Here is a 21,475-nt window from a genome sequence, read left to right as displayed (position 1 = left end):
GTTTTCATCATTTACTGCTGGTAAGGTGATATCAACCAGATCATTTAAACGACCTTGTAGCGCATCTTTTTCTGCTTGTACTGCCTCAGGTAACGCTGTCACTTTTGTTTGTGCTTCTGTTTTCGCAGCAAGTGCATCATCACGTGCTTGAGTCAGCTCAGCAAGTTCTGTTGGGGTGATTAAACCATCTGATTCGGCATCTGCTAGTGCTTGCTCTGCCTCAGCATATGCTGCTTCAGCTGCCTCTACTGCCTCTGTTGCTTCTTCAAGTGTAATATCTTCGCCGTCTGGTACGCCATCACCATCTGCATCATTGACTTCAGGTAAGTCAATATTTACAAGAGCATCTAGACGATCTTGTAAACCATCTTTAATCGCTCCATTTGGCAATACATTTACCTTATCTTGGGCAACTTCTTTTGCATCAAGTGCAGCCTGTACTTTCTGTTCAAGAATACTGAGTTCAAGCGGGTTAATTAAGCCATCTTTTTGAGCCAAAGCTAAATTATTAAGAGCTTCAGCATATTTAGCTTCAGCTGCTTCTACGGCTGACTGCGCTTCCTGAATCGCTTCTGGTAAGCCGTCTACAATGCCATCACCATCTGCGTCATTTACTTCAGGCAAACTTATGTCAGTCAGATCATCTAATCGATTTTGAAAGGCATCTTTCTGTTCCTGAACAGATTCAGGTAGAGCATTTACTTTACTTTGAGCAGTTGACTTAGCAATTTGTGCCTGCTCTAAAGCATTCTGTAAAGCATTAAGCTCTGTTGGATTAATTAATCCATCACGATTTGCAACAGTTAAAGCATTTTCAGCAGCGGCATACTTTGCTTCAGCTTCCGCAACAGCCAACTCTGCTTCAATGAGTGCTTCAGCGATATCATCTACGATACCATCATCATTTTCATCATTAATTTCAGGTAGGATGATATCCACTAAATCTTCAAGACGCTCCTGCAAAGCATCTTTTTGAGATTGAACTGATTCTGGTAATAAATTTGTTTTAGTTTCTGCTAAGGCTTTGGCACTCTCGAAAGCCTCCTTAGCTTGATCTAATTCCGCTCTTTCAGCAGGTGTAATCAGGCCGTTTTCATTCTTCTCTAAAATTAAATCTTTTAATGCTTCGTACGCTTGTTCAGCATTGGCTACAGCTTCTTCAGCATCTAGTAAAGCTTGCTCGAGATCATCTGGTACACCATCACCATTTTGATCATTAATTGCAGGCAACTCTTCATCAACCAAATCATCTAGTCGATCTTGTAAATCAGATTTTTCCTCGCCATCTACCAAGTTATCGACTTTATCTTGAGCAGCATCTTTAGCATCCTTTGCATCTTGTAATGCTTCCTCTAATTCAGCTTTTTCCTCAGGAGTAATTAACCCATCATTTAATTTATCTTCAATCAAATCTTTAAGATCTTGATAAGCTTTCTCTGCATCATTAACGAGCTGTTTTGCTTCTTCTAATTCATCGTTAATTGGTGGTTCTGGTTCCGGCGATACAGAATTAGATTTTTTATCAGAATCACTCATATTATCTGCAATAGCAACTACTCCAGCAGCTAATCCCCCTGCAATTAACCATGGAGTTAACCCTGTCAAAGCTGTACTTGAGTTTCCAGCGATAAGTGCTGAAATATCATCAATTGGATAATATTTAATAGTCGAAGCTATTTCATTGGCAGCATCTGTGAACTCAACCCAATAAAGCTGACCATTGTCATTAAATAAAATATTATGACTATTTAAGGGATCGTCAAAATAACTTTCTACAACTAATTGTTCGCCATTTTTAAAATTAATAACTAAAGAATTTCCTTCTTTCTGAAAGTTTAAGACCTCTTCGATTGATGCATCAATTTTCACAATTGAGTTCTGGTTTAATACGATTTTATTAGCAGTAGTCTTTTCTAAAACCGCCCCATCGTTTTTTGATAATATTTCTAAATTTTTCATGACATCACCCAGTATTATTAAGATATTCTTTAACCCTCTATTTTTTTATCAGATTGAGAATCAATGTAAACGTCATAAAAAGTCAGTTGAAAATCAATAAAAATTCATAGTTAAAAAATTTTTTTTACACCCCATTCGAGATTCTTAAAGCAATGTTTTTACTGAAAATATTAAATTTTTAACAAAATCACTATTTATAAATTAATTGTGAAAAATATATCACTATTTATTATTTTATATAAATTAAACATAAAATTTTCAAATATTGCAAAAAAATACCAGAAACAAAATTACACTATTACTTAATTAAAGCTACATAATAAAACCCAATGAAACAATATTTTATCTCTTGAAACAAATTAAATTTTATTTATTTTCAAAAACTTATTTTTACTAATTTATTTTTCCTATATAAAACATAAAGTTAGGATTAATGAGTTTATTTCAATTTTTTTATTCTTATTACTTCGAAATAACTTAAAAAATGGCCAAAAACACCATTGCAATGTAGAAGTTAAAATATATTTATAGAAATTTTCTAACCGTTAAAATATTGTTTTATATTGATAATTTAAAAATCATTTTTAAGTTATTAAGTTACTTTAAAAATAAAAAAACCGAGATTTAAATCTCGGTCTTTTAGATTCACTAATATTTTAGTTTGGAATTCTTAGAACCTGTCCCGGGAAAATATCATCGGCATTTTTAAGTAATGGTCGGTTTGCTTCAAAAATTTTGTTGTACTGATTTGCATCACCATAAAACTCTTTAGAAATTTTTGAAAGATTATCCCCTGATTTTACTGTATAGAATTTACTTTCAGGCTCTGGAGATGAAACAGTTAGTTGGTCATCGACTTGAGCAACATGATCAATATTTCCTACAGCCAAGATGATCTTTTCACGATCTGCTTGAGTTTGCACTTGTCCTTTTACAGTCGCTAAATCACTGCTTGCATTATAAGTCACAGACAGTCCTGTTACTGGTAAGCCAAGTGATTTAATATGCCCCAATAATTTATTCGCAATTTCTTGAGCAGATGGCTCTGCTGGCGTTGCTGGTGTAGCTTGTTGCTCAGCTGGTGCGGTATTCTTTTTCCCAATACCTTTCACAAAATCAAAAAGACCCATTGTTATTCTCCTATTGTTATTTCAGTTTGGTGATCAAATAATTTAGATCCCTTAATTTTTATACAGAAGAACTATACCTAACGCCGTTATCTTTCTTAAACTTAAGGTAACTTAATGTAATATTGCAATTTAATCCTTAATAAAAAAAAGCCACCATAAAGGTAGCTTTTAAGTTCGAAAAGAACTGAATCTGATGATTAAGCTAATTTCTTAGTTACATAATCGATAGCAGATTGAACAGTTGTAATTTCGTTAGAGTCTTCATCAGGAATAGTAATGTCGAAATCATTTTCGAAAGACATTACAAGCTCAACTAGATCTAGAGAGTCAGCACCTAAGTCATCCATGAAAGATGCTTCGTTTTTAATCTCTTCAGCTTTTAAGCCAAGTTGTTCAGCTACTGCTTGTTTGATACGTTGTTCGATATCGCTCACAGGAATTCTCCTCATTGCTTGTGGCGGCGTATAATGCCTATAGTTTAATTGAATCTTGATATATTTGAAAGTTTATACATCGCATTACGCCATGTATAAACCGCCATTCACGTGTAATACCGTACCAGTAATGTAACTTGCTTTATCAGAAGCAAGGAAACTTACTGCATTTGCGATATCTTGAGGCTGACCAAAACGGTTCAATGCCACTTGATCACTCATTTTTTTCTGAATTTCATCACTTAACTGTTCAGTCATCTCAGTTGCAATAAATCCAGGCGCGATACTATTGACAGTAATTTGACGACTGCCCATTTCTTTAGCCAAACTCCGGCTAAAAGCTTCAATCCCAGCCTTCGCAGCTGAATAATTTGCTTGACCTGGATTTGCAAAATGCGCAACGACAGAACTAATATTGATAATTCGTCCAAATCTCGCTTTCGTCATACCTTTCAATACACGTTTAGAGAGACGGAACACTGCTTTAAGATGAATATTTTGGATATCATCCCAATCATCTTCAGACATACGAAGCAGTAGATTATCTTTTGTGATACCTGCATTATTCACAAGAACAAGTACAGGACCAAAACTTTGTTCAATATCTGTAATGAGTGCATCAATTGCAGCTCCATCACGAACATCGAGTACTTTTCCTGCACCATGTTCAGCACATTGTGTAGATAATTTTTCAGCACCAGAATCAGATGTAGCCGTACCTACAACAAAAAAGCCATCTTCGATCAGCTGTTGTGCAATCGCAGCACCAATACCACGGCTTGCACCTGTCACTAACGCGACTTTACGTTCCTGCGTCATGCAATTTTCCCTTCTGCAACTAATACAGTATTTAAAGCATCTTCTAAACGAGATTTAGTATCTAAAGGCAATGCTTTTTCAACATGTGCTAGACGTTTTGCTAAATTTGTTAATACATTCCCAGGACCACATTCAACAACATAGCTCACATCTTGATCAGCCAATACTTGAAGTGTTTTAGTCCATTGGACAGACTGATAAAGTTGTGATGTCAACGCTGTACGCAATTCATCAACACTGTCAGCCACTTGTGCATTGACATTTTGAATCACTGGAATGCGAGGTAATTGAATATCAACATCTGCTAAAGCTTTGGCAAACTCTGCTGCCGCTGGCTTCATTAATGAACAATGTGATGGTACTGATACTGGTAACGCAATTGCTTTTGCACCTTGCTCTTTTACCAAAGCCATTAACGCTTCAACTCGTGCAGTATCACCTGCCACCACAACTTGACCCTGTGCATTATAGTTTGCAGCCTCCACCGAACCCTCACCTTGAGCGGTGACTTGAGCACACAGTTCTACAACCTTAGCATCATCAAGACCAAGAATCGCAGCCATAGCACCTTGACCCTGAGGGACAGCATCTTGCATCAACTTACCGCGTAAGTTCACCAATTTAACTGCATCTTTTAAGCTTAAAGATTCTGCAGCAACCAATGCACTGTATTCACCCAGTGAATGTCCCGCTAAATATTTAGGAACGACACCACCAAGCTCTAACCATACACGCCATAAAGCAATGCTTGCTGTGAGCAGTACTGGTTGTGTAAATTCAGTTTGGTTTAACCCTTCACCACTTTGCGCAATGTGCCATAAATCAAAGCCGAGTGCTTCAGAAGCTTCAGCAAACGTTTCTTGCACACTACTAAACTGTTCTGCAAGCTCCGCTAACATTCCTGCTTTTTGAGAACCCTGTCCAGGAAAAACAAATGCAGTTTTGGTCGCAAGAACGGCTTGCTCGAGGCGTTTAGCAGACATATAAAAATCCTTTATTCAGAGCTTGACTATTCAATTTTGATTCATTTCGATCATCTTGAACATCAAACTCAAGTCTTAACTGATTTGATGGAGCGAAATTTATCATTAAAAAAAAGCTTTGGTAATTGCCAAATACAACAAAAAATAGAAATAAAAAAAGGGAGCTTACGCTCCCATTTTTTCTACTAAGCTTGACGCTTAATACATCACCAATTATTCAGCATCAGCTGCTTTAGCGAATAATTGGCGACCACGGTAGACACCATCTTTAGTTACGTGGTGACGACGGTGAGTTTCACCAGTCGTTTGGTCTACTGTTAATGCATTCTCGGTTAAAGCGTCATGTGAACGGCGCATGTCACGGCGAGAGCGACTTTTACGGTTTTGCTGAACGGCCATGATGGCTCCTTACAAAGATCGAAAAAATGGATCAGAACAAATTCGATTGTCTTATACCTAAGAGTATAACACAAAAATTAGTTAAGTTTACCCTTCAAAGCTGCCAAAACACCAAACGGATTATCTCGTTTTTCTTCAACAACTTCTTCTTGGGCAGGTTGATGCTTATGCTCACAAGACTCATGTCTTGGTGACAAAGGAATCAACAATAACAATTCATCTTCTATGAGAGAAAGTAAATCAGCGGTTGCAGGTGCATCAAATGAACCTTTTGTCGTTGCTTCACTCTCACCTAAGACGATGAAATCAGCATCCTCATCCAAGCGCTCTATCAGTGACTCATCATCGACTAAAGCCAGATGAAAGTCCAATTCGAGAGGTAATTCAACAGTATCCAAACAACGTTGGCATTCCATTGGAACCTTCGTTTCAACACTACCATCAAGCCAAACGATACGATGATACGCATCCATTGATAGCTTACAGTCTATGTTGATCAATTGATTATCAATTGACCCAACAGCTTCACGGGATATACGAACAAAGCGCGACAATGGCAGTGTACCTGACCATGTGAAGCCCTGTTCAGCCCATTTAAACGGCTCAATCTGTGCCGGAAAGGTATTTGCTGACATAATTAAGGCGGCAATTCTACAAATTCATAAGTACTCTGTCAAAGATTAAGATACAATTTTGCACTTATTCAGACAGATCATTTGGGTTAATCAAGTCATGCATCAGTTGCAGCCGCAACCTGAAGTCACAACTTCATTACAGTTACACTATCCTTCGACCTCAAATTTGACCGATCACTTAGACCGCGTGCAACTCGCACCTTGGGTAAATCTGCAAACAGAAGCTCAACAGGTAGACTGGCTTATCTTACACTTTAATCATTGGTTTTCCCACTTAAATGTCACATTAGTCAAAGGCGACTTTGAACCTGAATACTTCCCTGCCTCAGACCAACAACCCGCTCGCATCCAATTCGCACATGGATTTTTCAATAGTGCTTTACATGAAATAAGTCATTGGACAATCGCAGGAGATCATCGTCGCACTCTTCCTGATCTTGGCTACTGGTATGCACCAGATGGTCGAACCGCTGAACAACAAGCCCTATTTGAACAAGTCGAAATTAAACCTCAAGCAATAGAATGGATGTTTGCCACAGCCTTTGGTCGAAAATTCCGCGTTTCTCTGGACAATTTAACGGGTGAAGGTGGTGATGGACAGTCTTTTAAAGACAATGTTTATGCTCAAGTACAGCGCTATTTTTCAGGTGACGCTCAGCTTCCAAGAGATGCTCAACACTTTATTCAGTGCATCTGTAAGTGTCTCAGAAGTGGCAAAACATTACATTTGGATGAATTTTCTCGTGCATCGCTAGATTAAGTCTAGTAAATATATATTCATGACATTGAAGTGAATGTCTATGCACGCAATAATACGAAAAAATAATCAGGAGAAAATAAAATGCTTCATTTAAGAGTACATCCTGACAATCCACAATCTCGACTTATTACTCAAGCAGTAGAAAGAATACGTGCAGGCGATGTCGTGGTTTATCCAACAGATGCGGCCTATGCCATCGGATGCCAAATTGGTAATAAGCAAGCAATGGAACGAATTGCTCAAATCCGTGATCTTGGTGCTAAGCATCAATATGCGATCTTATGTGCGGATCTCTCAGATATTGCAACGTATGCAAAAGTGGATAATGCAACTTATCGTCTGCTTAAAAATAATACACCTGCGATTACCACCTTTATTTTGCAAGCGACAAGTGAAGTCCCTCGTCGCTTGATGCACCCCAAAAAGAAAACCATTGGTTTACGTGTACCGAGCAACCCAGTCTGTCAAATGCTTCTTAAAGAGCTGGGTGAGCCTTTACTCACCAGCACCCTGATTCTTCCAGGTCAAACTGAGCCTTTGGATGATCCATATGAAATAGAACAACAATTAAGTAAAAGAATTGATGTTTTTATTGATAGTGGACTTGGTACATTAACCACAACAAGTATTGTTGATCTCTCAGGAAGTCAACCTGAAATTATCCGCCGTGGCGTGGGTGATGTGAGTGCTTTTGAGTAAAATGCCTCACCATTCATCTCGCTTTATTTAATTTACGCTGATTTTTCTTTATAAATACTTGGAGGGTCTTTATTTGTTGACCCTCTTGCGTAAAGTTGCTTGGTTCAAGCCAAGCTAAATAACTTTCTTTTAAAGTCAGCCACTCTTCATCCAACATTGAAAACCAAAGCGTGTTTCGGTTTCTTCCCTTGACCACTTTATGTTGTCTAAACATTCCTTCATATTGAAAACCGAATCGTAGCGCGGCTTTTTTGGAAGCTAAGTTCAACTCATGACACTTCCACTCTATACGCCTAAATCCTAAAGTAAAACACTCATTCAACAGTAAAAATAATACTTCTGTAGCAGCTCTAGACCGTTTTAAATCTGCTGAGAAGTATACATTCCCAATTTCAACCACTCCATCATCCAACCCGATATTCATCAATGCGATCCACCCCACTGGTTTTTTCGCTATGCGAATAACATAATAAATATACCCTTGTGTACCAAATTGCGATGAGAGTTTATATGACAAATCTTCAATCGAAGTTGGCGCATCGTAAGGCAAATAGGTAAAGCTTGAAATAAACTCATCTGTAATCTTGAGTGGGAATAGATCTCTTGCAAGCTCTTCAATATTTTGAATTAAATTTAAGGGATATAAATTTACATACGTTCCACTCAACGCTTTGAATGAGTCTATAGGGTGAGTACTTGAGTGAACTTTTATACCTACATTTTGTTCTACTTTTTGAAAATTATTCATACTGTTTTACTTCTCGTCGAATACACGCTAACAATGAACACCAGTTTACATTTATCAATTAAAACACTAAATACATCTATATAACCTTAAAAAATACTACCTATTTATTTCAAATTTTTTATCGTAAAACTGCGGATAAAGATATATTCAGCACTCGATTTAATTTAGAATACCCATATTGTTTTTATGCTATTCGAATCACTGTCCTTTTACTGATTTCGATATGTGATCTCCTGAATCGCCCAACATGCTTTTGAAAATTCGCGTGGCTAATAATTGTAATGACTCAAGCTATCCATAATCCCATGGACGCACTTCCACACATCCGTGTTTTAGATGAGTGGCAAGATACGATTCCTGAAGATTTATATATACCGCCTGCAGCATTCGAAATTCTATTAGAACATTTCGAAGGACCACTCGACTTTTTAATTTACCTCATCCAAAAAAACGGTTTCGATCTACTTCAGCTCGATATAGCTCCGATTGCAACGCAATATTTGTCATATATTGACAGTATGAAGTCACTCAATATTGAGTTGACCGCAGATTATATGGTGATGGCGGCTTTATTAGCAGATTTAAAATCACGCTTACTGCTGCCTAAACCTAAATCAATTCAAATTGAAAAAGATCCAAAACAAGAATTAATAGATCGTTTAGAGACATATTTAAGGATCAAGCAAGCTGCTGAGCGTCTCGGTCAAATGCCTATTTTGGACCGTGATACTTTTCTACCCAACGTTAGCCTTGGACAAATTAATACAGTAAATGAAGGTTATGAAGCCTCTCTTCTGCGCGATGCTATGTTTTGTATTTTTAATCGCCCAGAGCCTGTTACACACCAGATTACTCAAGAACCTGTTTTGCTTGAAGAACGTATTGCCTATATTGAACAGATGACAAAATCAGGTGAGGTTTTGAAATTTGATCAACTTTTAAAACCAAGTCAAGGTCGTATGGGGTTAGTGGTGACGTTTATGGCAATATTAGAGCTAACACGTCAGCAAAAAGTTCAAATTATTGCATCAGGTATTGAAGCCCCGCTGGCAATTCAAGGGGTAATGATATGACCATTGATCAATCAAACTCCTTTCAAGTTGATGAGTTACACCACGAAGTGCTCATGCAGCTCGAAGCTATTATTTTTGCCAGTGAAGCGCCTGTTTCTATTGCACGCTTGAAAGAGGCATTTCAAAACCAATTTTCCAAACAACAACTGCGCGCATATTTGCAACAGCTTGCAGTGTTACAACACGGTCGTTCAATTGAGCTGACTGAAACAGCTCAAGGTTTTCGCTTTCAAGTTCGTGCTAAGTATCGACAAGTGATTGCACAAACTTGGCCAGAACGTCCAACTAAATTATCACCATCATTGTTAGAAACTCTAGCAGTGATTGCTTATCATCAGCCCGTTACCCGAGCCGATATTGAGCAAATTCGAGGAGTCACGAATAACAGTCAGCAACTCAGAACGTTATTCGATTGGAACTGGATTAAAGAGTCTGGTTTCCGGGAACTTCCAGGAAGACCCGCGTTGTTGGTTACAACGCCACAATTTTTAAATGCTTTTGGTTTAAGTGATTTAAATCAACTGCCTCCCCTACAGGATGCCAAGGAAGCTTTTATGGCATTGGATGCTCACGCACCCAAGTCGTAAATAGGTGAACTGTTGATGATTATTTCTAAGGTTATGCTGTTATGAGTGAAAAATTGCAAAAGGTATTGGCACGTGTAGGTTTGGGTTCTCGCCGCTATATGGAAGAAGTCATTGCTGCCGGTCGTGTTAGTGTCAACGGTCAAGTTGCTCAAGTAGGTGAACGTATCGAACCAACCGATGAGCTTCGTATCGATGGTCGTAAAGTACAGTTCCAAATTGAAGATGAAATCCGTCGTCGTGTATTGATTTACTACAAACCTGAAGGTGAAATCTGTTCACGTAACGACCCTGAAAATCGCCCAACTGTATTTGATCAATTGCCATCAATTCCGGGTGATCGTTGGGTCATGGTTGGTCGTTTAGATATCAACTCAACAGGATTATTACTTTTCACAAACGATGGCGAGCTTGCAAACCGCTTAATGCATCCATCTAGTGAAATTGAACGCGAATACGCTGTACGTGTGATGGGTGAAGTGACCCCTCAACTGAAAAAGAACATGACAGATGGTGTCATGCTCGATGATGGTCCAGCAAAATTTGAGTCATTCTCTGAAATTGGTGGTGAAGGGATTAACCGTTGGTATCAAGTGGTTGTAAAAGAAGGACGTAACCGTGAAGTACGCCGCATCTTTGAATCACAAGGCTTGAAAGTCAGCCGTCTATTACGTACACGTTATGGTACAGTCATTCTGCCACGTGAATTACGTACAGGTCGTTGGATTGAACTTGATAAAAATGACATTGATAACTTAACTAAGTCTGTTGAGCTCAAACCACGTCAAGGTACTGGTCTTTACGGTATGGCGAAACGCCGCAATGAACGTATGCAAGAGAAACCACTTGCAGCACGTCGTGGTGGTTATTTACGCCAACAACGCCGTGACGAAGGCGAGCATCAAGAACCACGCCGTGACTTCCGTCAAGGTGGTGCTGATCAAAGCCGCAGTGATAATCGATTTAACAATCGCGCACCGCGTCAAGAAGGCTCAGAAAACCGTTTCAATGCACGTGCACCACGTCAAGAAGGATTTGAGAATCGATTCAACAATCGTGCCCCTCGCACTGAAAATCAGGATTTCCGCAATAAACGTCCTGAAAACAAAGGTGAAGTAAACGGCAATTCTGTTGATTACAAACCACGCAACGAAAATAAATTCGGTCAACGCAAACCTTTTGGTATTAACAAAGGCTTTAAGAAGTTCTAATTTTGAAATCCCTAAAAAAACCGCTCAATAGAGCGGTTTTTTTCATTTATTCAATAACAGGAATATCAAACCATTTAGCAGATGGAAAATGTTGTGATAAATACTTTTTTAAGTAGGTAGATGTATCACGTGAAATAAGCTCATCGTCAGATTCAGCATTCAAATTATATGCTAGAGCATATAACTCAAGCCCACGATGCTTCAGTGCCTCTAAGCTCAACAAAGTATGGTTGATGCTTCCCAAACGCCCCGAACTCACCAAAATTATGGGATATTTTTTATCCACCAAATAATCAATGGTTAAATATTGTGTTGTTAGAGGGACCATCAAGCCACCCGCCCCTTCAAGTAAAACAACTTCATATGAAGAGGACAACTGTTGAGTCGCTTGTTCAATTTTAGCGAAATCAATACTTCGCCCATCTATACGTGTCGCTAAGTGAGGCGATGCAGGATAACTGAAAATTTCAGGCATAGTGAGTTTTTGAGTATCTTCCTCTAACCAACCACATCCCATAATTTCACGATGTTTTTCAATATCTTCAGAAACATCCACATTACCCGTTTGAATTAATTTCTGAGTAATGACATTCCGCCCTTGTTCACGCCAAATTTTTGCCAAATAACCAGTGACGTATGTTTTTCCAATTCCAGTATCAATACCGCTCACAAAGTAGATTTGAGCACTCATGACTTACTCCGTGCGATAAAAAATATAGGGTGATACGTTAAAGGATATACAAGATTCTCTTGCTCATCAGTCGCAATAAATTGTCGGTAACCTAGATAAAACTGATTCAAACTTTCCTTCGTCCAACGAAACCCCTGTGAGGTTGCCGTCACACCTGTGGCCTGTAAATGTTTTAGGACCAATTTTGGGTGCGCGAAGTGTAATTGAGCCAATTGTTGTTCACAGTGCATCACTTCAAATCCGTTCTGCTCTAGTAAGCTTTTAATTTGGCTTTGATCAAAATATTTTAATCCTTGTCCAGTTAAGGATTTAATTTCTTTTAAGTTCTGAGGCCCATAAGTTGAAAAGCAAAAATAACCATTGGGCTTTAAAGCCGAATAAATTTTCTGTATCAATCTTTCAAACTCAGACATCCACTGTAATGCAGAGCTTGAGGCACATAAATCAAGGTCTTTGGGTAACTCAATTTTTTCGACATCACCAATACGCCACTCGACAGGCTGATGATGACTGATGGTATGCTCAACATCAGCATATAAATCATTCAAAATGACTTGATCCATTTTAAAATGATGAAGCATCTCTTGAGTTAGATTTCCAGTTCCACATCCAATTTCAAATACTTTAGCAAGCTCAGAAGATGAAACATAAAGACGCATCAGCTCGCTTAAATGCTTCGCTACATTTTGTTGAATACGTGCCTGATCTGCATAAGTCCAATGCGATTTTGCAAATCGAGTAGCAATCATTTCTTTTTGAATAAATTTGTTCAACATAGAGTCATTCATAATTGTTCTTTCAACCGCTCCAATTCATCTTGATTCAGCTGAGAATTCATACAAATTCTCAGGCGTGAACTTCCTTGTGGAACCGTTGGTGGCCGAACCGGCAAAATATAAAAACCAGATTGTTGTAATTGTTGTGCGCGCTCAAGTGCACGCTGAGAATCACCTAAAATTAAAGGAATAATCTGCGAGCTTGAAGGACATTCGTAACCTTGCTCAAGAATATATTGACGCAGTTGCAGACTCAAATCACTTAAATGAGCACGTTGCTCCTGCATTTTTTTCATTTTATTCCAAATAAAATGCGTCCAAGCCATGTTGATGGGTGGTTGTGCGGTACTAAAAATCAAAGAGCGCATTTTGTTGATTAAATAATCTTTTAAGATTGGATGACACACAATGTATCCACCAACAGATGCGAGTGCTTTCCCAAATGTTCCTACCAAGAAATCGATATCATCTATGACAGCATATTGTTCAGCGCAACCGAGTCCTTGCTTCCCCCGAACACCAATAGCATGTGCTTCATCTACATATAACATGATTTTACTGAACTGATATTTCAGACTCACCAACGCAGTTAAATCAGTTTCATCACCATCCATACTAAAAATTGATTCAGTTACCACAATGATTCTTTGATACAAGGGATCATCATGATATTGCTCGATCAATTGCTTTAAATGAAGCAGATCATTATGTCGATAACGTATCAGCTTCGCTTTACTTAAGCGAATCCCATCAATCATGCTGGCGTGAATCAATTTATCCGAAAGAATTAAAGTTTGACTATCAGCAATCGCAGGCAGAATACCAATATTCATGTGATAGCCACTGTTGAATAACAGAACTGCCCTTTGATTGAATGATTGACTCATGTCATATTCAAATTGCTCATATTCAGGATAATTTCCTGTGAGTAACCTTGAAGATGAAGAGCTCATTCTTTTTGAATCTGCTGAACAGTGATCAAAAAATGCTTCTCTTATTTGTAGATCTGACGCAATCCCTAAATAATCATTACTCGATAGATTCAACATTCTTTGTTGCTGAAGCTCAACCCATTTTCCATGCTGAACGATGGATTTAAACTGCCGAAAATTTCCAGTTTGTTTTAATGAGTCTAACTGCTCTGCGTAGTGATCCAACAGATTCATCTCATTTCCTCTGCAAGTTCCATCACAACACTCACCAACTGCGTTAGTAACTCAGTAAGTTCGACATCTGAAATCACAAAAGGTGGCATGACATAAACTAATTTTCCAAAAGGACGAATCCACACGCCTCGTTCTACGAAACGCTGTTGCAGCGTTTTCATATCAACATTTTGTTTAAGCTCAACAACACCGATAGCACCGAGCACACGAACATCTTGAATATGCGCTTGATCATCTAATCTATGTAAATAATGTTTTAGAATTTGCTCTATTCTTTGAATATTGGACTGCCAATCTTGTGACAATAAAAGCTCAGTACTCTTTAAGGCGACAGCACAAGCCAAGGGGTTCGCCATAAATGTAGGTCCATGCATAAATACGCCAGCTTCACCAGAGCTGATCACTTCAGCTACATGTCGTGTGGTCAGTGTTGCAGATAAAGTCATATACCCACCAGTCAGCGCCTTACCAATACACATGATGTCTGGTTCAACTTGAGCGTGTTCCCAAGCAAATAATTTACCTGTTCGTCCAAACCCCGTGGCAATTTCATCAAATATCATTAACACCTGATATTGATCGCATAGCCTCTTGGCTTCGCGTAAATATTCAGGATGATAGAAACGCATGCCTCCAGCACCTTGCACAATCGGCTCAATAATCATGGCAGCGATAGTGGCATGATGGTTTTTTAAAGTTTCTGCCAATACAAGAATATCTGCTGGATTCCAATCTTCATCAAATCGAGTCTGCGGTGCAGGAACAAAATAACGAGAAGGTAAACTAGAACCAAAGACCTGATGCATCCCAGTAACTGGATCACATACTGACATTGCATTCCATGTATCACCATGGTAACCAGAACGCGTCGTGATAAAACTGGTTTTATCTTTCTTATTTTGTGCGGTCCAATATTGAACTGCCATCTTTAGTGCGACTTCAACAGCGACAGAACCTGAGTCCGCATAGAATATTTTATCTAATTGAGGTGGTGTAATTTTTAATAATGCCTTCCCTAATTCAATCGCAGGATCATGAGTAAGCCCACCAAACATAATGTGTGACATGTGCTGCAATTGATCCGACACAGCTTGATTAAGTTGAGGATGGTTATATCCGTGAATGGCACACCACCAAGATGACATACCATCAATGAGTTGACGACCATCTTCAAGTTCAATCATGACCCCTGTAGCCTTTTTCACTTTATATGTCGGCAGTGGGTTTAACATCGAAGTATAAGGGTGCCATAAGTGTGATAAATCGAATTCGTCAACCATCCTGGAAAAGTGTCCTTATTAATCTAGACAGAGCATAACGCGAATTATTTTTGTTATGAATTGCCTGATTAGACAATATTCATCAGGATTTCTCATTCTTTCTTAGATATTGAACGATTTTGTCACTTAGTTGTGTAGCTCTAAAAATTGAAAAGCAATGAGAGCCTGGAATAATTTCGAATTTAAAAAACTTTGCATCTATCTTTCGAATATTATCTAGAACTTTGTTACTAACTAATCCATCATCATCAGCAAATACATGTAATTGTTTTCCGACATAATTTTTCAATATCTCGACAGTATTAAGATGATACAGTAAATCCAAGCCCTGCTTTTTTAAATCTAGCTCTTCACTCGTAATTGAATTTTGCAAAGATTGCCAATCTTGTTTAGCAGTTTGGCTGCCCTGTGAGACCAGATAACAGAATCGCTTTAAAGTGGTCATGGGGTCATTTTCAAAAGACTCTCTAAAACTTTGAAAAGTAGAAAGCGGCATACCTGTACACCAGCGCTCATTGGCAACGAAGCAAGGATTCGATGCTAAAGTAATTAACGTTTTTGCCTGACCTGAAAGCTCGAAAACCTTTTGGGTGAGCAACGTTGCTAATTGTCCGCCTAAAGACCACCCCATAATGACATCGACTTTTTTGGCTAACTCTACATGTTTAGATAATTCAATAGGATCAAGTGCATTAAAGATATTAATCAGATCGATTTGAAATCCTGCCATGTCCAAAGCAGTTTTTAAGTTTTCAAGTGGTTTTGTTCCGAGTCCCCAACCAGTTATTAATAAGATTTTACTCATGATTGCCAATCCTTAGCTGATCGTTTTCGGTCAGTATATAAAGCCAAGCACAATAACTCATTGAGCAAATCATTCAATTTCACTTTGATTTTTAGATAATTATTAAAAATGAGCCAATTCTGACAAAACTGAGGTATAAAAAAACCCAGCCTTGCTGGGTTTTAACTTACATTTGAGACTGAATATAGTTTTGTAAACCAATTAGTTCAATTAAGCGAAGCTGTTTTTCCAACCAATAAGTATGATCTTCTTCGGTATCCGACATTTGTTGACGCAACATATCACGTGTCACGTAATCGCCTTTTTCCTCACAAAGCTTTACACCTTGCGCTAATTTTTCACGCACTTCGTACTCAAGCTTTAAATCGGCTTTTAAACATGAAACAACGTCTTCACCTACTTCGATATCATCACGACTCATATTCGGTGTGCCTTCCAAGAATAAGACACGGCGAATAATAGCATCAGCATGTTGTGCTTCTTCTTGCATTTCGTGATCGATACGCTCAAAAATCTTAGTGAGACCCCAATCTTCATACATACGTGAATGAATGAGATATTGATCACGAGCAGCCAGTTCACCACCGATCAACATATTTAAGTAATCTACGACTTCTGGATTGCCACGCATTTCAATCACTCCATTCTTTAATAGCAATATTATGAACAATCAGAGCTTATTTTGCAAAAAATATAATGTGTAAGTTTATGATTTTTATATAATTAAAATGAGAAACATACGCATTTGCAGTTTGAATCACTTATTTTTTACTTAAAAAATAACCCCTTGCATACAGTTAAAAAAATTCGAGAGCAGTTTTAAACAAATTTTAGCTCTATTTAATTTTGTAACCAATCGAAGTGACTCTCATTACATTTGAGTTAATGTTGAAAATGATCAAGGACAAATCCTTTTTTTAATTTTAGAATGAATCTATTTGACCATCAGGCAATAACAATGATGACGACTACTGCCCCGATTTTGGTGACAGGTGCAACTGGCTATATTGCTGGTTGGGTAATTAAACAATTATTAGAACAAGGATACACCGTTCACGCCACTGTACGAGACTTAACTAAAAGTTCAAGTTTTCAACATTTAGAACAAATCGCATCTCAAACTTCAGGCGCTTTAAAGTTATTTCAAGCAAATCTTTTAGAAGAAGGTTCGTTTTATGAAGCAATGAAAGACTGTGAAATTGTGATCCATATGGCGTCACCTTTTTTAGTGACTAATTTTAAAGATCCAATCACAGACTTGATTGACCCTGCACTAAAAGGTACGACCAATGTACTGAACAGTGTCAATCGTACAGATACAGTAAAACGTGTCGTTGTCACATCTAGTATTGCTTCAACTTATGGCGATGCAGTGGATATTTTGAAAACTGAGCAGAACCAGTTTGAAGAAAGCCATTGGAATACCACCAGTAGTGCCGAACACCAACCTTATTTTTACTCTAAAGTCGCAGCAGAACGTAAAGCATGGGATATGCAAAAGGCACAATCTCGATGGGATTTAGTGTGTATCAATCCCTCATTGGTTGTTGGACCATCACTCACACCTTCTACGCAATCTGGAAGTGTTGAAGTCATTCAACAATTTGGAAATGGCATGACATTATTTGGTGTTCCTCCAATGTGGAATGGGTTAGTCGATGTTCGAGATGTCGCTCATGCGCATATCCAAGCAGCACTTAACCCTAAAGCACATGGACGATATATTATTAATGCTAAAACGATGACCCTACTCGAAATGGGTAAAACATTACGACAACATTTTGGTGGACGTTATCCTTTCCCACGAATGATTGCCCCCAAGTTTTTATTTAAATTACTTGCTCCTCTGTTTGGCTATACGCGAAAATTCGTTGACTTGAATGTGGGTTACCCCATTTACTTCAATGCTGAGCGTAGTAAGCAAGAATTAGGCATGCAATATCGTGACGTTGAGACAAGTATCGTAGAACATTTTCAACAGCTACTTGACGATGGCATTATCAAAAAACGTGGTTAATATCTAATTACTCGAGAAAAAAGGGCATCTATTGATGCCCTTCGTTATGTGCAAGATACACTTAAGACTCAGGTTCAGTGAGCTGACCATGCTGAATCATAAATGCAATAAACTCAGCTTCATTCATCACCGGAATACCTAGTTTTTCTGCTTTTTCAAGTTTGGAACCTGCCTTTTCACCAGCAACCAAGCATTTCGTTTTACTGGATACACTACCACTCACACGTGCACCTAATGCCTGTAAGAGTTGAGTCGCTTCATCTCGTCCCATACTGCTTAAAGTACCAGTCACCACCCAGCTCTCACCATTTAAAGGTTGTCGAGTCGGTGCTATCGGTGCATCCCAATGAATTCCAGCCTCAATTAATCGATTTAATACTTCAATATTATGTTCAGCTTTGAAAAAGTCTAATATCCATTCTGCAGTAATATCACCTATATCAGGGGTTTTCTTCAATGCTTCTAAATCAGCAGATTTCAGCGCATCTAAAGTCTGGAAAGTATTGGCTAACATTCGAGCCGTAGTCTCGCCTACTCCTCGAATGCCTAGTGCGTAAATAAATGCCGCTAATGTTGTTTTTTTACTACTTTCAATTGAGTCGATGAGATTTTGTACAGATTTCTCACCCATTTTTTCAATAGTCAATAATTTTTCACGATGCTCGTGCAAGTGATAAATATCTGCAACATCTTTGAGGAGTTCAAGATGTAATAAAGACTCAACCCAACGATCACCCAAACCTTCGATGTCCATTGCTTTACGTGATACAAAATGACGGATCGCCTCTATACGCTGTGCCGCACAATAAAGCCCACCAGAACATCGTGCTAAAGCTTCGCCTTCAGGCATCACAACTGGAGAAGCACATACAGGACATTGTTCTGGCAATTGAATTTCAGTGGTTTCTAGAGGTCGAAATTCTGGCCAAACCTTTTCAACTTTAGGAATAACATCTCCGCTACGATAGACACTCACCGTATCTCCAACGCGCACGTCCAAGCGATGTATTTCACCAATATTATGTAAAGTCACGTTTGATACAGTGACTCCGCCAACCGACACAGGATTTAATCGAGCTACAGGCGTTAAAGTACCTGTACGCCCTACTTGCCAATCAATATTTTCAACCGTTGTTAGCGCAGCTACTGCAGGGAACTTATACGCTGTTGCCCATCGAGGTTCACGACTTAAAAAGCCTAATTGTTGTTGTTGTTTCAAATCATTGACTTTGATTACCATCCCGTCAATTTCAACTGACAGGTTTGGACGCTCCTGATTTACAGATTCATAAGCCGCTTGAACCTCTTCAATACTGTCACAAACAAAATGTTTTTCCCCAACAGCAAAGCCCAACTGTTCAAGCCAATTTAAGCTCTCTGACATCGTGCTCAGACCATGATGTGGCACGCATTGCGCAATACCATAAGCATAGAATGCAAGTGGTCGTGATGCTGCTATGGTCGGATCAAGTTGACGTAAACTTCCTGCTGCTGCATTTCTTGGGTTAGCAAATGTTTTCTCACCTTTGGCATCATTTTCAGCATTTAACTTTACAAATCCGGCTTTTGGCATTAATACCTCACCACGAACTTCAAGTAGTGTGGGTATTTCTACAGAATCAGAACTCAAAATCTTAGGCAAATTACGAATTGTTTTTACATTTTGGGTTATGACTTCTCCTGTTTCACCATCCCCACGTGTAACCGCTCGAATCAACACACCATGTTCATACCATAGCGAGATCGCAAGCCCATCAAATTTAAGTTCGACGTCGTATTGGATTTTCTGGTTAGGTAAACGCTCTTCAATACGACGTGCGAAGGCAAATAACTCTTCTTGATTAAAAACATTACCCAAAGACAACATTGGAACAGTATGTGTAATATTTTCAAACTTAGATAAAGGTTTATCACCCACTTTATTGGTCGGTGTATCCGCCTGTACTAAATCAGGATATTGTTCTTCTAAGTTTTTTAGTTGATGAAACAATTGATCATATTCACTGTCTTCAATTGTCGGCTGATCCATCACGTAATAAGCATGGTTATGCCGAGCCAGTAATTGAATGAGTTGGCGCATTTGCGCAACGACCGGGTTCTGATCCATATTTTCACCATATAAAAGGGCGGAAAATTCCGCCCAATAACTTCAACCTAAACAGTATAAATGACTTTACACAAATACAGTAAGTCACCTAGGAATTAAACAGCCTGACCTGATCTATAGTCGATCGCTTTATGGCGCCAGTGTTCTTTTAACTGCGGTGTAAATTCAAGATTATTTTCATCATAGACGGTCCCATCTGTTTCACGTGCAATAAGCCCTGCAATACTAACCATACTGTCATAGCCTTTTTGAACATTATGATGCGGTAATGCTAAGAAGAATGCTAAACCTTGAACTTGTTCACCAGATAATGTTTCTAAATCAAAACCTGCAGGACCCTGATCTGTGATTCTGAGTACGGAAAACAGCAATGGGCTGACTGCATCAGGAGTTTCATAACGATGGAAACAGTTCATTTCGCCAAAGCGCAATCCATATTTCATTAACACTTTCAAAGCTTTATCACCAGAAAGTGCTTTTCGAGGGTTCGGATACATATTCAAACTAATAATGTATTCGGCATTTGCTAAAGCACTTTCATCATCAAAACGTTGCTGTTCATGTAAATGCACATCCAAGATGCTGCTTTCTTCTTCAAATTCTTTGATTTCAGCAGTTTGAATATTCGGATTTAATACAAAACTTGGCTCAACTTTTTTCGAGTCTTCAATTGTAATTTCTACGATTGAATCTTTGGAAATAAGATCTGCACTTTGAGTGTCTGTTACACCATCAATCGACTGAGCTTTACTCTCAATTGTTTCTGTATTTTTTTCTAATGGGTCAGTCTCAGTGCTATCCGTGTTTTTACTGGAGTCGAGCAGAGATTTACTTTCTTTCTCTGCAAGGTCTACCGAAGTATTCAATTGCACTGTATCTACCACTTCTACAGTTTCTTGAATATTTTCAGGCGTCTTTGTAGCTTGTTGAACAGCTGTTTGATCCAATTGAGCCACTTCACTCGCTTCAATGTCTTTCAAACTTGGTTCTACGCGCTCAGAAGAAGCCAATGGAGCGGCTTGCGCCTGTAAAAGACTACGAACATGACGCGGAATGACGGGTTGATTACATTGTTCATTTATATGTAATTCAGCATCTAATGACGGTGCTTCATCACTCGGCTTGCGCAGGATCATAAACAACCCTATGCAACAGATCACGATTGCGATCACAATTCCGATAATGGTACTGATTTCCAT

The 21,475-nt window shown here is 38.6% G+C and carries 22 protein-coding genes; 6 read left to right on the top strand and 16 right to left on the bottom strand.

Annotation, left to right across the window (positions count from 1 at the left end):
- The 7 genes from FTV32_RS07490 to FTV32_RS07460 all read right to left on the bottom strand — a co-directional run.
- The coding region (locus tag FTV32_RS07490) for a BapA prefix-like domain-containing protein (protein WP_180028324.1) at positions 1-1,959 on the bottom strand (1,959 nt) is incomplete at its 3' end.
- Positions 1,960-2,615: 656 nt separating this feature from the next.
- On the bottom strand, positions 2,616-3,089 hold the full coding sequence (lysM, locus tag FTV32_RS07485; RefSeq protein ID WP_035269196.1) for a peptidoglycan-binding protein LysM: 474 nt from the start codon (positions 3,087-3,089) through the stop codon (positions 2,616-2,618).
- Positions 3,090-3,286: 197 nt separating this feature from the next.
- Entirely contained in the window at positions 3,287-3,523 is a 237-nt protein-coding gene (gene acpP, locus FTV32_RS07480) for an acyl carrier protein (protein ID WP_035269198.1), read from the bottom strand.
- 84 nt (positions 3,524-3,607) lie between these two features.
- Positions 3,608-4,342: a 3-oxoacyl-ACP reductase FabG gene (fabG, locus tag FTV32_RS07475; protein ID WP_180028323.1), complete on the bottom strand. Its 735-nt coding sequence runs from the start codon at positions 4,340-4,342 to the stop codon at positions 3,608-3,610.
- The gene (fabD, locus tag FTV32_RS07470; protein ID WP_180028322.1) at positions 4,339-5,325 is read right to left on the bottom strand and encodes an ACP S-malonyltransferase; all 987 of its coding nucleotides are present in this window, start codon (positions 5,323-5,325) and stop codon (positions 4,339-4,341) included. Before fabD ends, fabG begins: the two co-directional genes overlap by 4 nt.
- A 213-nt stretch (positions 5,326-5,538) precedes the next feature.
- The gene (gene rpmF, locus FTV32_RS07465; RefSeq protein WP_035269206.1) at positions 5,539-5,724 is read right to left on the bottom strand and encodes a 50S ribosomal protein L32; all 186 of its coding nucleotides are present in this window, start codon (positions 5,722-5,724) and stop codon (positions 5,539-5,541) included.
- Positions 5,725-5,801: 77 nt separating this feature from the next.
- The gene (locus tag FTV32_RS07460) at positions 5,802-6,359 is read right to left on the bottom strand and encodes a DUF177 domain-containing protein (protein WP_179999015.1); all 558 of its coding nucleotides are present in this window, start codon (positions 6,357-6,359) and stop codon (positions 5,802-5,804) included.
- Positions 6,360-6,456: 97 nt separating this feature from the next.
- Between FTV32_RS07460 and FTV32_RS07455 the strand changes: the two genes are divergently transcribed.
- The gene (locus FTV32_RS07455) at positions 6,457-7,119 is read left to right on the top strand and encodes an elongation factor P hydroxylase (RefSeq protein WP_180028321.1); all 663 of its coding nucleotides are present in this window, start codon (positions 6,457-6,459) and stop codon (positions 7,117-7,119) included.
- 81 nt (positions 7,120-7,200) lie between these two features.
- A complete protein-coding gene (locus FTV32_RS07450) occupies positions 7,201-7,818 on the top strand; it encodes an L-threonylcarbamoyladenylate synthase (protein WP_035269212.1) in 618 nt (205 codons plus the stop codon).
- 13 nt (positions 7,819-7,831) lie between these two features.
- Here FTV32_RS07450 and FTV32_RS07445 read toward each other — a convergent pair whose 3' ends face one another.
- Positions 7,832-8,566, bottom strand: coding sequence for a GNAT family N-acetyltransferase (locus FTV32_RS07445; RefSeq protein WP_180028320.1), 735 nt, complete (start codon positions 8,564-8,566; stop codon positions 7,832-7,834).
- A gap of 281 nt (positions 8,567-8,847) precedes the next feature.
- Here FTV32_RS07445 and FTV32_RS07440 point away from each other — a divergent pair, with 281 nt between their 5' ends.
- The 3 genes from FTV32_RS07440 to rluB are packed head-to-tail and all read left to right on the top strand — an operon-like array spanning position 8,848 to position 11,434.
- Positions 8,848-9,639 (top strand): ScpA family protein, encoded by a 792-nt coding sequence (locus tag FTV32_RS07440; RefSeq protein ID WP_035269217.1) that lies wholly within the window; start codon positions 8,848-8,850, stop codon positions 9,637-9,639.
- Positions 9,636-10,226, top strand: a complete 591-nt coding sequence (gene scpB, locus FTV32_RS07435) for an SMC-Scp complex subunit ScpB (RefSeq protein ID WP_035269219.1) — start codon at positions 9,636-9,638, stop codon at positions 10,224-10,226. Before FTV32_RS07440 ends, scpB begins: the two co-directional genes overlap by 4 nt.
- A gap of 41 nt (positions 10,227-10,267) precedes the next feature.
- Positions 10,268-11,434 (top strand): 23S rRNA pseudouridine(2605) synthase RluB, encoded by a 1,167-nt coding sequence (gene rluB, locus FTV32_RS07430; protein ID WP_081403293.1) that lies wholly within the window; start codon positions 10,268-10,270, stop codon positions 11,432-11,434.
- Positions 11,435-11,480: 46 nt separating this feature from the next.
- On the opposite strand, the gene bioD is transcribed toward rluB, so the two are convergent.
- The 6 genes from bioD to bfr all read right to left on the bottom strand — a co-directional run bounded on the left by bioD (position 11,481) and on the right by bfr (position 16,783).
- Positions 11,481-12,125, bottom strand: coding sequence for a dethiobiotin synthase (bioD, locus tag FTV32_RS07425; protein ID WP_035269221.1), 645 nt, complete (start codon positions 12,123-12,125; stop codon positions 11,481-11,483).
- Positions 12,122-12,901, bottom strand: coding sequence for a malonyl-ACP O-methyltransferase BioC (bioC, locus tag FTV32_RS07420; RefSeq protein ID WP_035269234.1), 780 nt, complete (start codon positions 12,899-12,901; stop codon positions 12,122-12,124). The genes bioD and bioC overlap by 4 nt, the downstream gene beginning before the upstream one ends.
- Before the next feature lie 8 nt (positions 12,902-12,909).
- Positions 12,910-14,067: an 8-amino-7-oxononanoate synthase gene (locus FTV32_RS07415; RefSeq protein ID WP_180028319.1), complete on the bottom strand. Its 1,158-nt coding sequence runs from the start codon at positions 14,065-14,067 to the stop codon at positions 12,910-12,912.
- A complete protein-coding gene (gene bioA / locus FTV32_RS07410; RefSeq protein WP_180028318.1) occupies positions 14,064-15,347 on the bottom strand; it encodes an adenosylmethionine--8-amino-7-oxononanoate transaminase in 1,284 nt (427 codons plus the stop codon). The genes FTV32_RS07415 and bioA overlap by 4 nt, the downstream gene beginning before the upstream one ends.
- Before the next feature lie 82 nt (positions 15,348-15,429).
- A complete protein-coding gene (locus FTV32_RS07405) occupies positions 15,430-16,152 on the bottom strand; it encodes a hydrolase (protein WP_180028317.1) in 723 nt (240 codons plus the stop codon).
- A 166-nt stretch (positions 16,153-16,318) separates the two neighbouring features.
- Positions 16,319-16,783 (bottom strand): bacterioferritin, encoded by a 465-nt coding sequence (bfr, locus tag FTV32_RS07400; protein WP_035269243.1) that lies wholly within the window; start codon positions 16,781-16,783, stop codon positions 16,319-16,321.
- Positions 16,784-17,104: 321 nt separating this feature from the next.
- On the opposite strand from bfr, the gene FTV32_RS07395 reads away from it, so the two are divergent.
- On the top strand, positions 17,105-18,169 hold the full coding sequence (locus FTV32_RS07395) for an SDR family oxidoreductase (protein ID WP_373683321.1): 1,065 nt from the start codon (positions 17,105-17,107) through the stop codon (positions 18,167-18,169).
- A 61-nt stretch (positions 18,170-18,230) separates the two neighbouring features.
- Here the strand turns inward: FTV32_RS07395 and ligA are convergent, their stop codons facing one another.
- Both ligA and FTV32_RS07385 read right to left on the bottom strand, forming a co-directional pair.
- Positions 18,231-20,276: an NAD-dependent DNA ligase LigA gene (gene ligA / locus FTV32_RS07390; RefSeq protein ID WP_180028315.1), complete on the bottom strand. Its 2,046-nt coding sequence runs from the start codon at positions 20,274-20,276 to the stop codon at positions 18,231-18,233.
- Between the two features lie 95 nt (positions 20,277-20,371).
- Entirely contained in the window at positions 20,372-21,475 is a 1,104-nt protein-coding gene (locus FTV32_RS07385) for a cell division protein ZipA C-terminal FtsZ-binding domain-containing protein (protein ID WP_180028314.1), read from the bottom strand.

The organism is Acinetobacter sp. YH16032 (assembly GCF_013417345.1).
In the GTDB taxonomy this organism is placed as follows: Bacteria; Pseudomonadota; Gammaproteobacteria; order Pseudomonadales; family Moraxellaceae; genus Acinetobacter.
The sequence above is the reverse complement of the archived record's forward strand: the minus strand, read 5'-3'. Positions and strand labels throughout refer to the sequence as shown.

What these genes read in the sequence shown, in the direction of transcription:
- lysM (WP_035269196.1), bottom strand. Translation starts at nt 3,089, where the DNA reads ATGGGTCTTTTTGATTTTGTGAAAGGTATTGGGAAAAAGAATACCGCA.
- fabG (WP_180028323.1), bottom strand. Translation starts at nt 4,342, where the DNA reads ATGACGCAGGAACGTAAAGTCGCGTTAGTGACAGGTGCAAGCCGTGGT.
- fabD (WP_180028322.1), bottom strand. Translation starts at nt 5,325, where the DNA reads ATGTCTGCTAAACGCCTCGAGCAAGCCGTTCTTGCGACCAAAACTGCA.
- rpmF (WP_035269206.1), bottom strand. Translation starts at nt 5,724, where the DNA reads ATGGCCGTTCAGCAAAACCGTAAAAGTCGCTCTCGCCGTGACATGCGC.
- FTV32_RS07460 (WP_179999015.1), bottom strand. Translation starts at nt 6,359, where the DNA reads ATGTCAGCAAATACCTTTCCGGCACAGATTGAGCCGTTTAAATGGGCT.
- FTV32_RS07455 (WP_180028321.1), top strand. Translation starts at nt 6,457, where the DNA reads ATGCATCAGTTGCAGCCGCAACCTGAAGTCACAACTTCATTACAGTTA.
- FTV32_RS07450 (WP_035269212.1), top strand. Translation starts at nt 7,201, where the DNA reads ATGCTTCATTTAAGAGTACATCCTGACAATCCACAATCTCGACTTATT.
- FTV32_RS07445 (WP_180028320.1), bottom strand. Translation starts at nt 8,566, where the DNA reads ATGAATAATTTTCAAAAAGTAGAACAAAATGTAGGTATAAAAGTTCAC.
- FTV32_RS07440 (WP_035269217.1), top strand. Translation starts at nt 8,848, where the DNA reads ATGACTCAAGCTATCCATAATCCCATGGACGCACTTCCACACATCCGT.
- scpB (WP_035269219.1), top strand. Translation starts at nt 9,636, where the DNA reads ATGACCATTGATCAATCAAACTCCTTTCAAGTTGATGAGTTACACCAC.
- rluB (WP_081403293.1), top strand. Translation starts at nt 10,268, where the DNA reads ATGAGTGAAAAATTGCAAAAGGTATTGGCACGTGTAGGTTTGGGTTCT.
- bioD (WP_035269221.1), bottom strand. Translation starts at nt 12,125, where the DNA reads ATGAGTGCTCAAATCTACTTTGTGAGCGGTATTGATACTGGAATTGGA.
- bioC (WP_035269234.1), bottom strand. Translation starts at nt 12,901, where the DNA reads ATGTTGAACAAATTTATTCAAAAAGAAATGATTGCTACTCGATTTGCA.
- FTV32_RS07415 (WP_180028319.1), bottom strand. Translation starts at nt 14,067, where the DNA reads ATGAATCTGTTGGATCACTACGCAGAGCAGTTAGACTCATTAAAACAA.
- bioA (WP_180028318.1), bottom strand. Translation starts at nt 15,347, where the DNA reads ATGGTTGACGAATTCGATTTATCACACTTATGGCACCCTTATACTTCG.
- FTV32_RS07405 (WP_180028317.1), bottom strand. Translation starts at nt 16,152, where the DNA reads ATGAGTAAAATCTTATTAATAACTGGTTGGGGACTCGGAACAAAACCA.
- bfr (WP_035269243.1), bottom strand. Translation starts at nt 16,783, where the DNA reads ATGCGTGGCAATCCAGAAGTCGTAGATTACTTAAATATGTTGATCGGT.
- ligA (WP_180028315.1), bottom strand. Translation starts at nt 20,276, where the DNA reads ATGGATCAGAACCCGGTCGTTGCGCAAATGCGCCAACTCATTCAATTA.
- FTV32_RS07385 (WP_180028314.1), bottom strand. Translation starts at nt 21,475, where the DNA reads ATGGAAATCAGTACCATTATCGGAATTGTGATCGCAATCGTGATCTGT.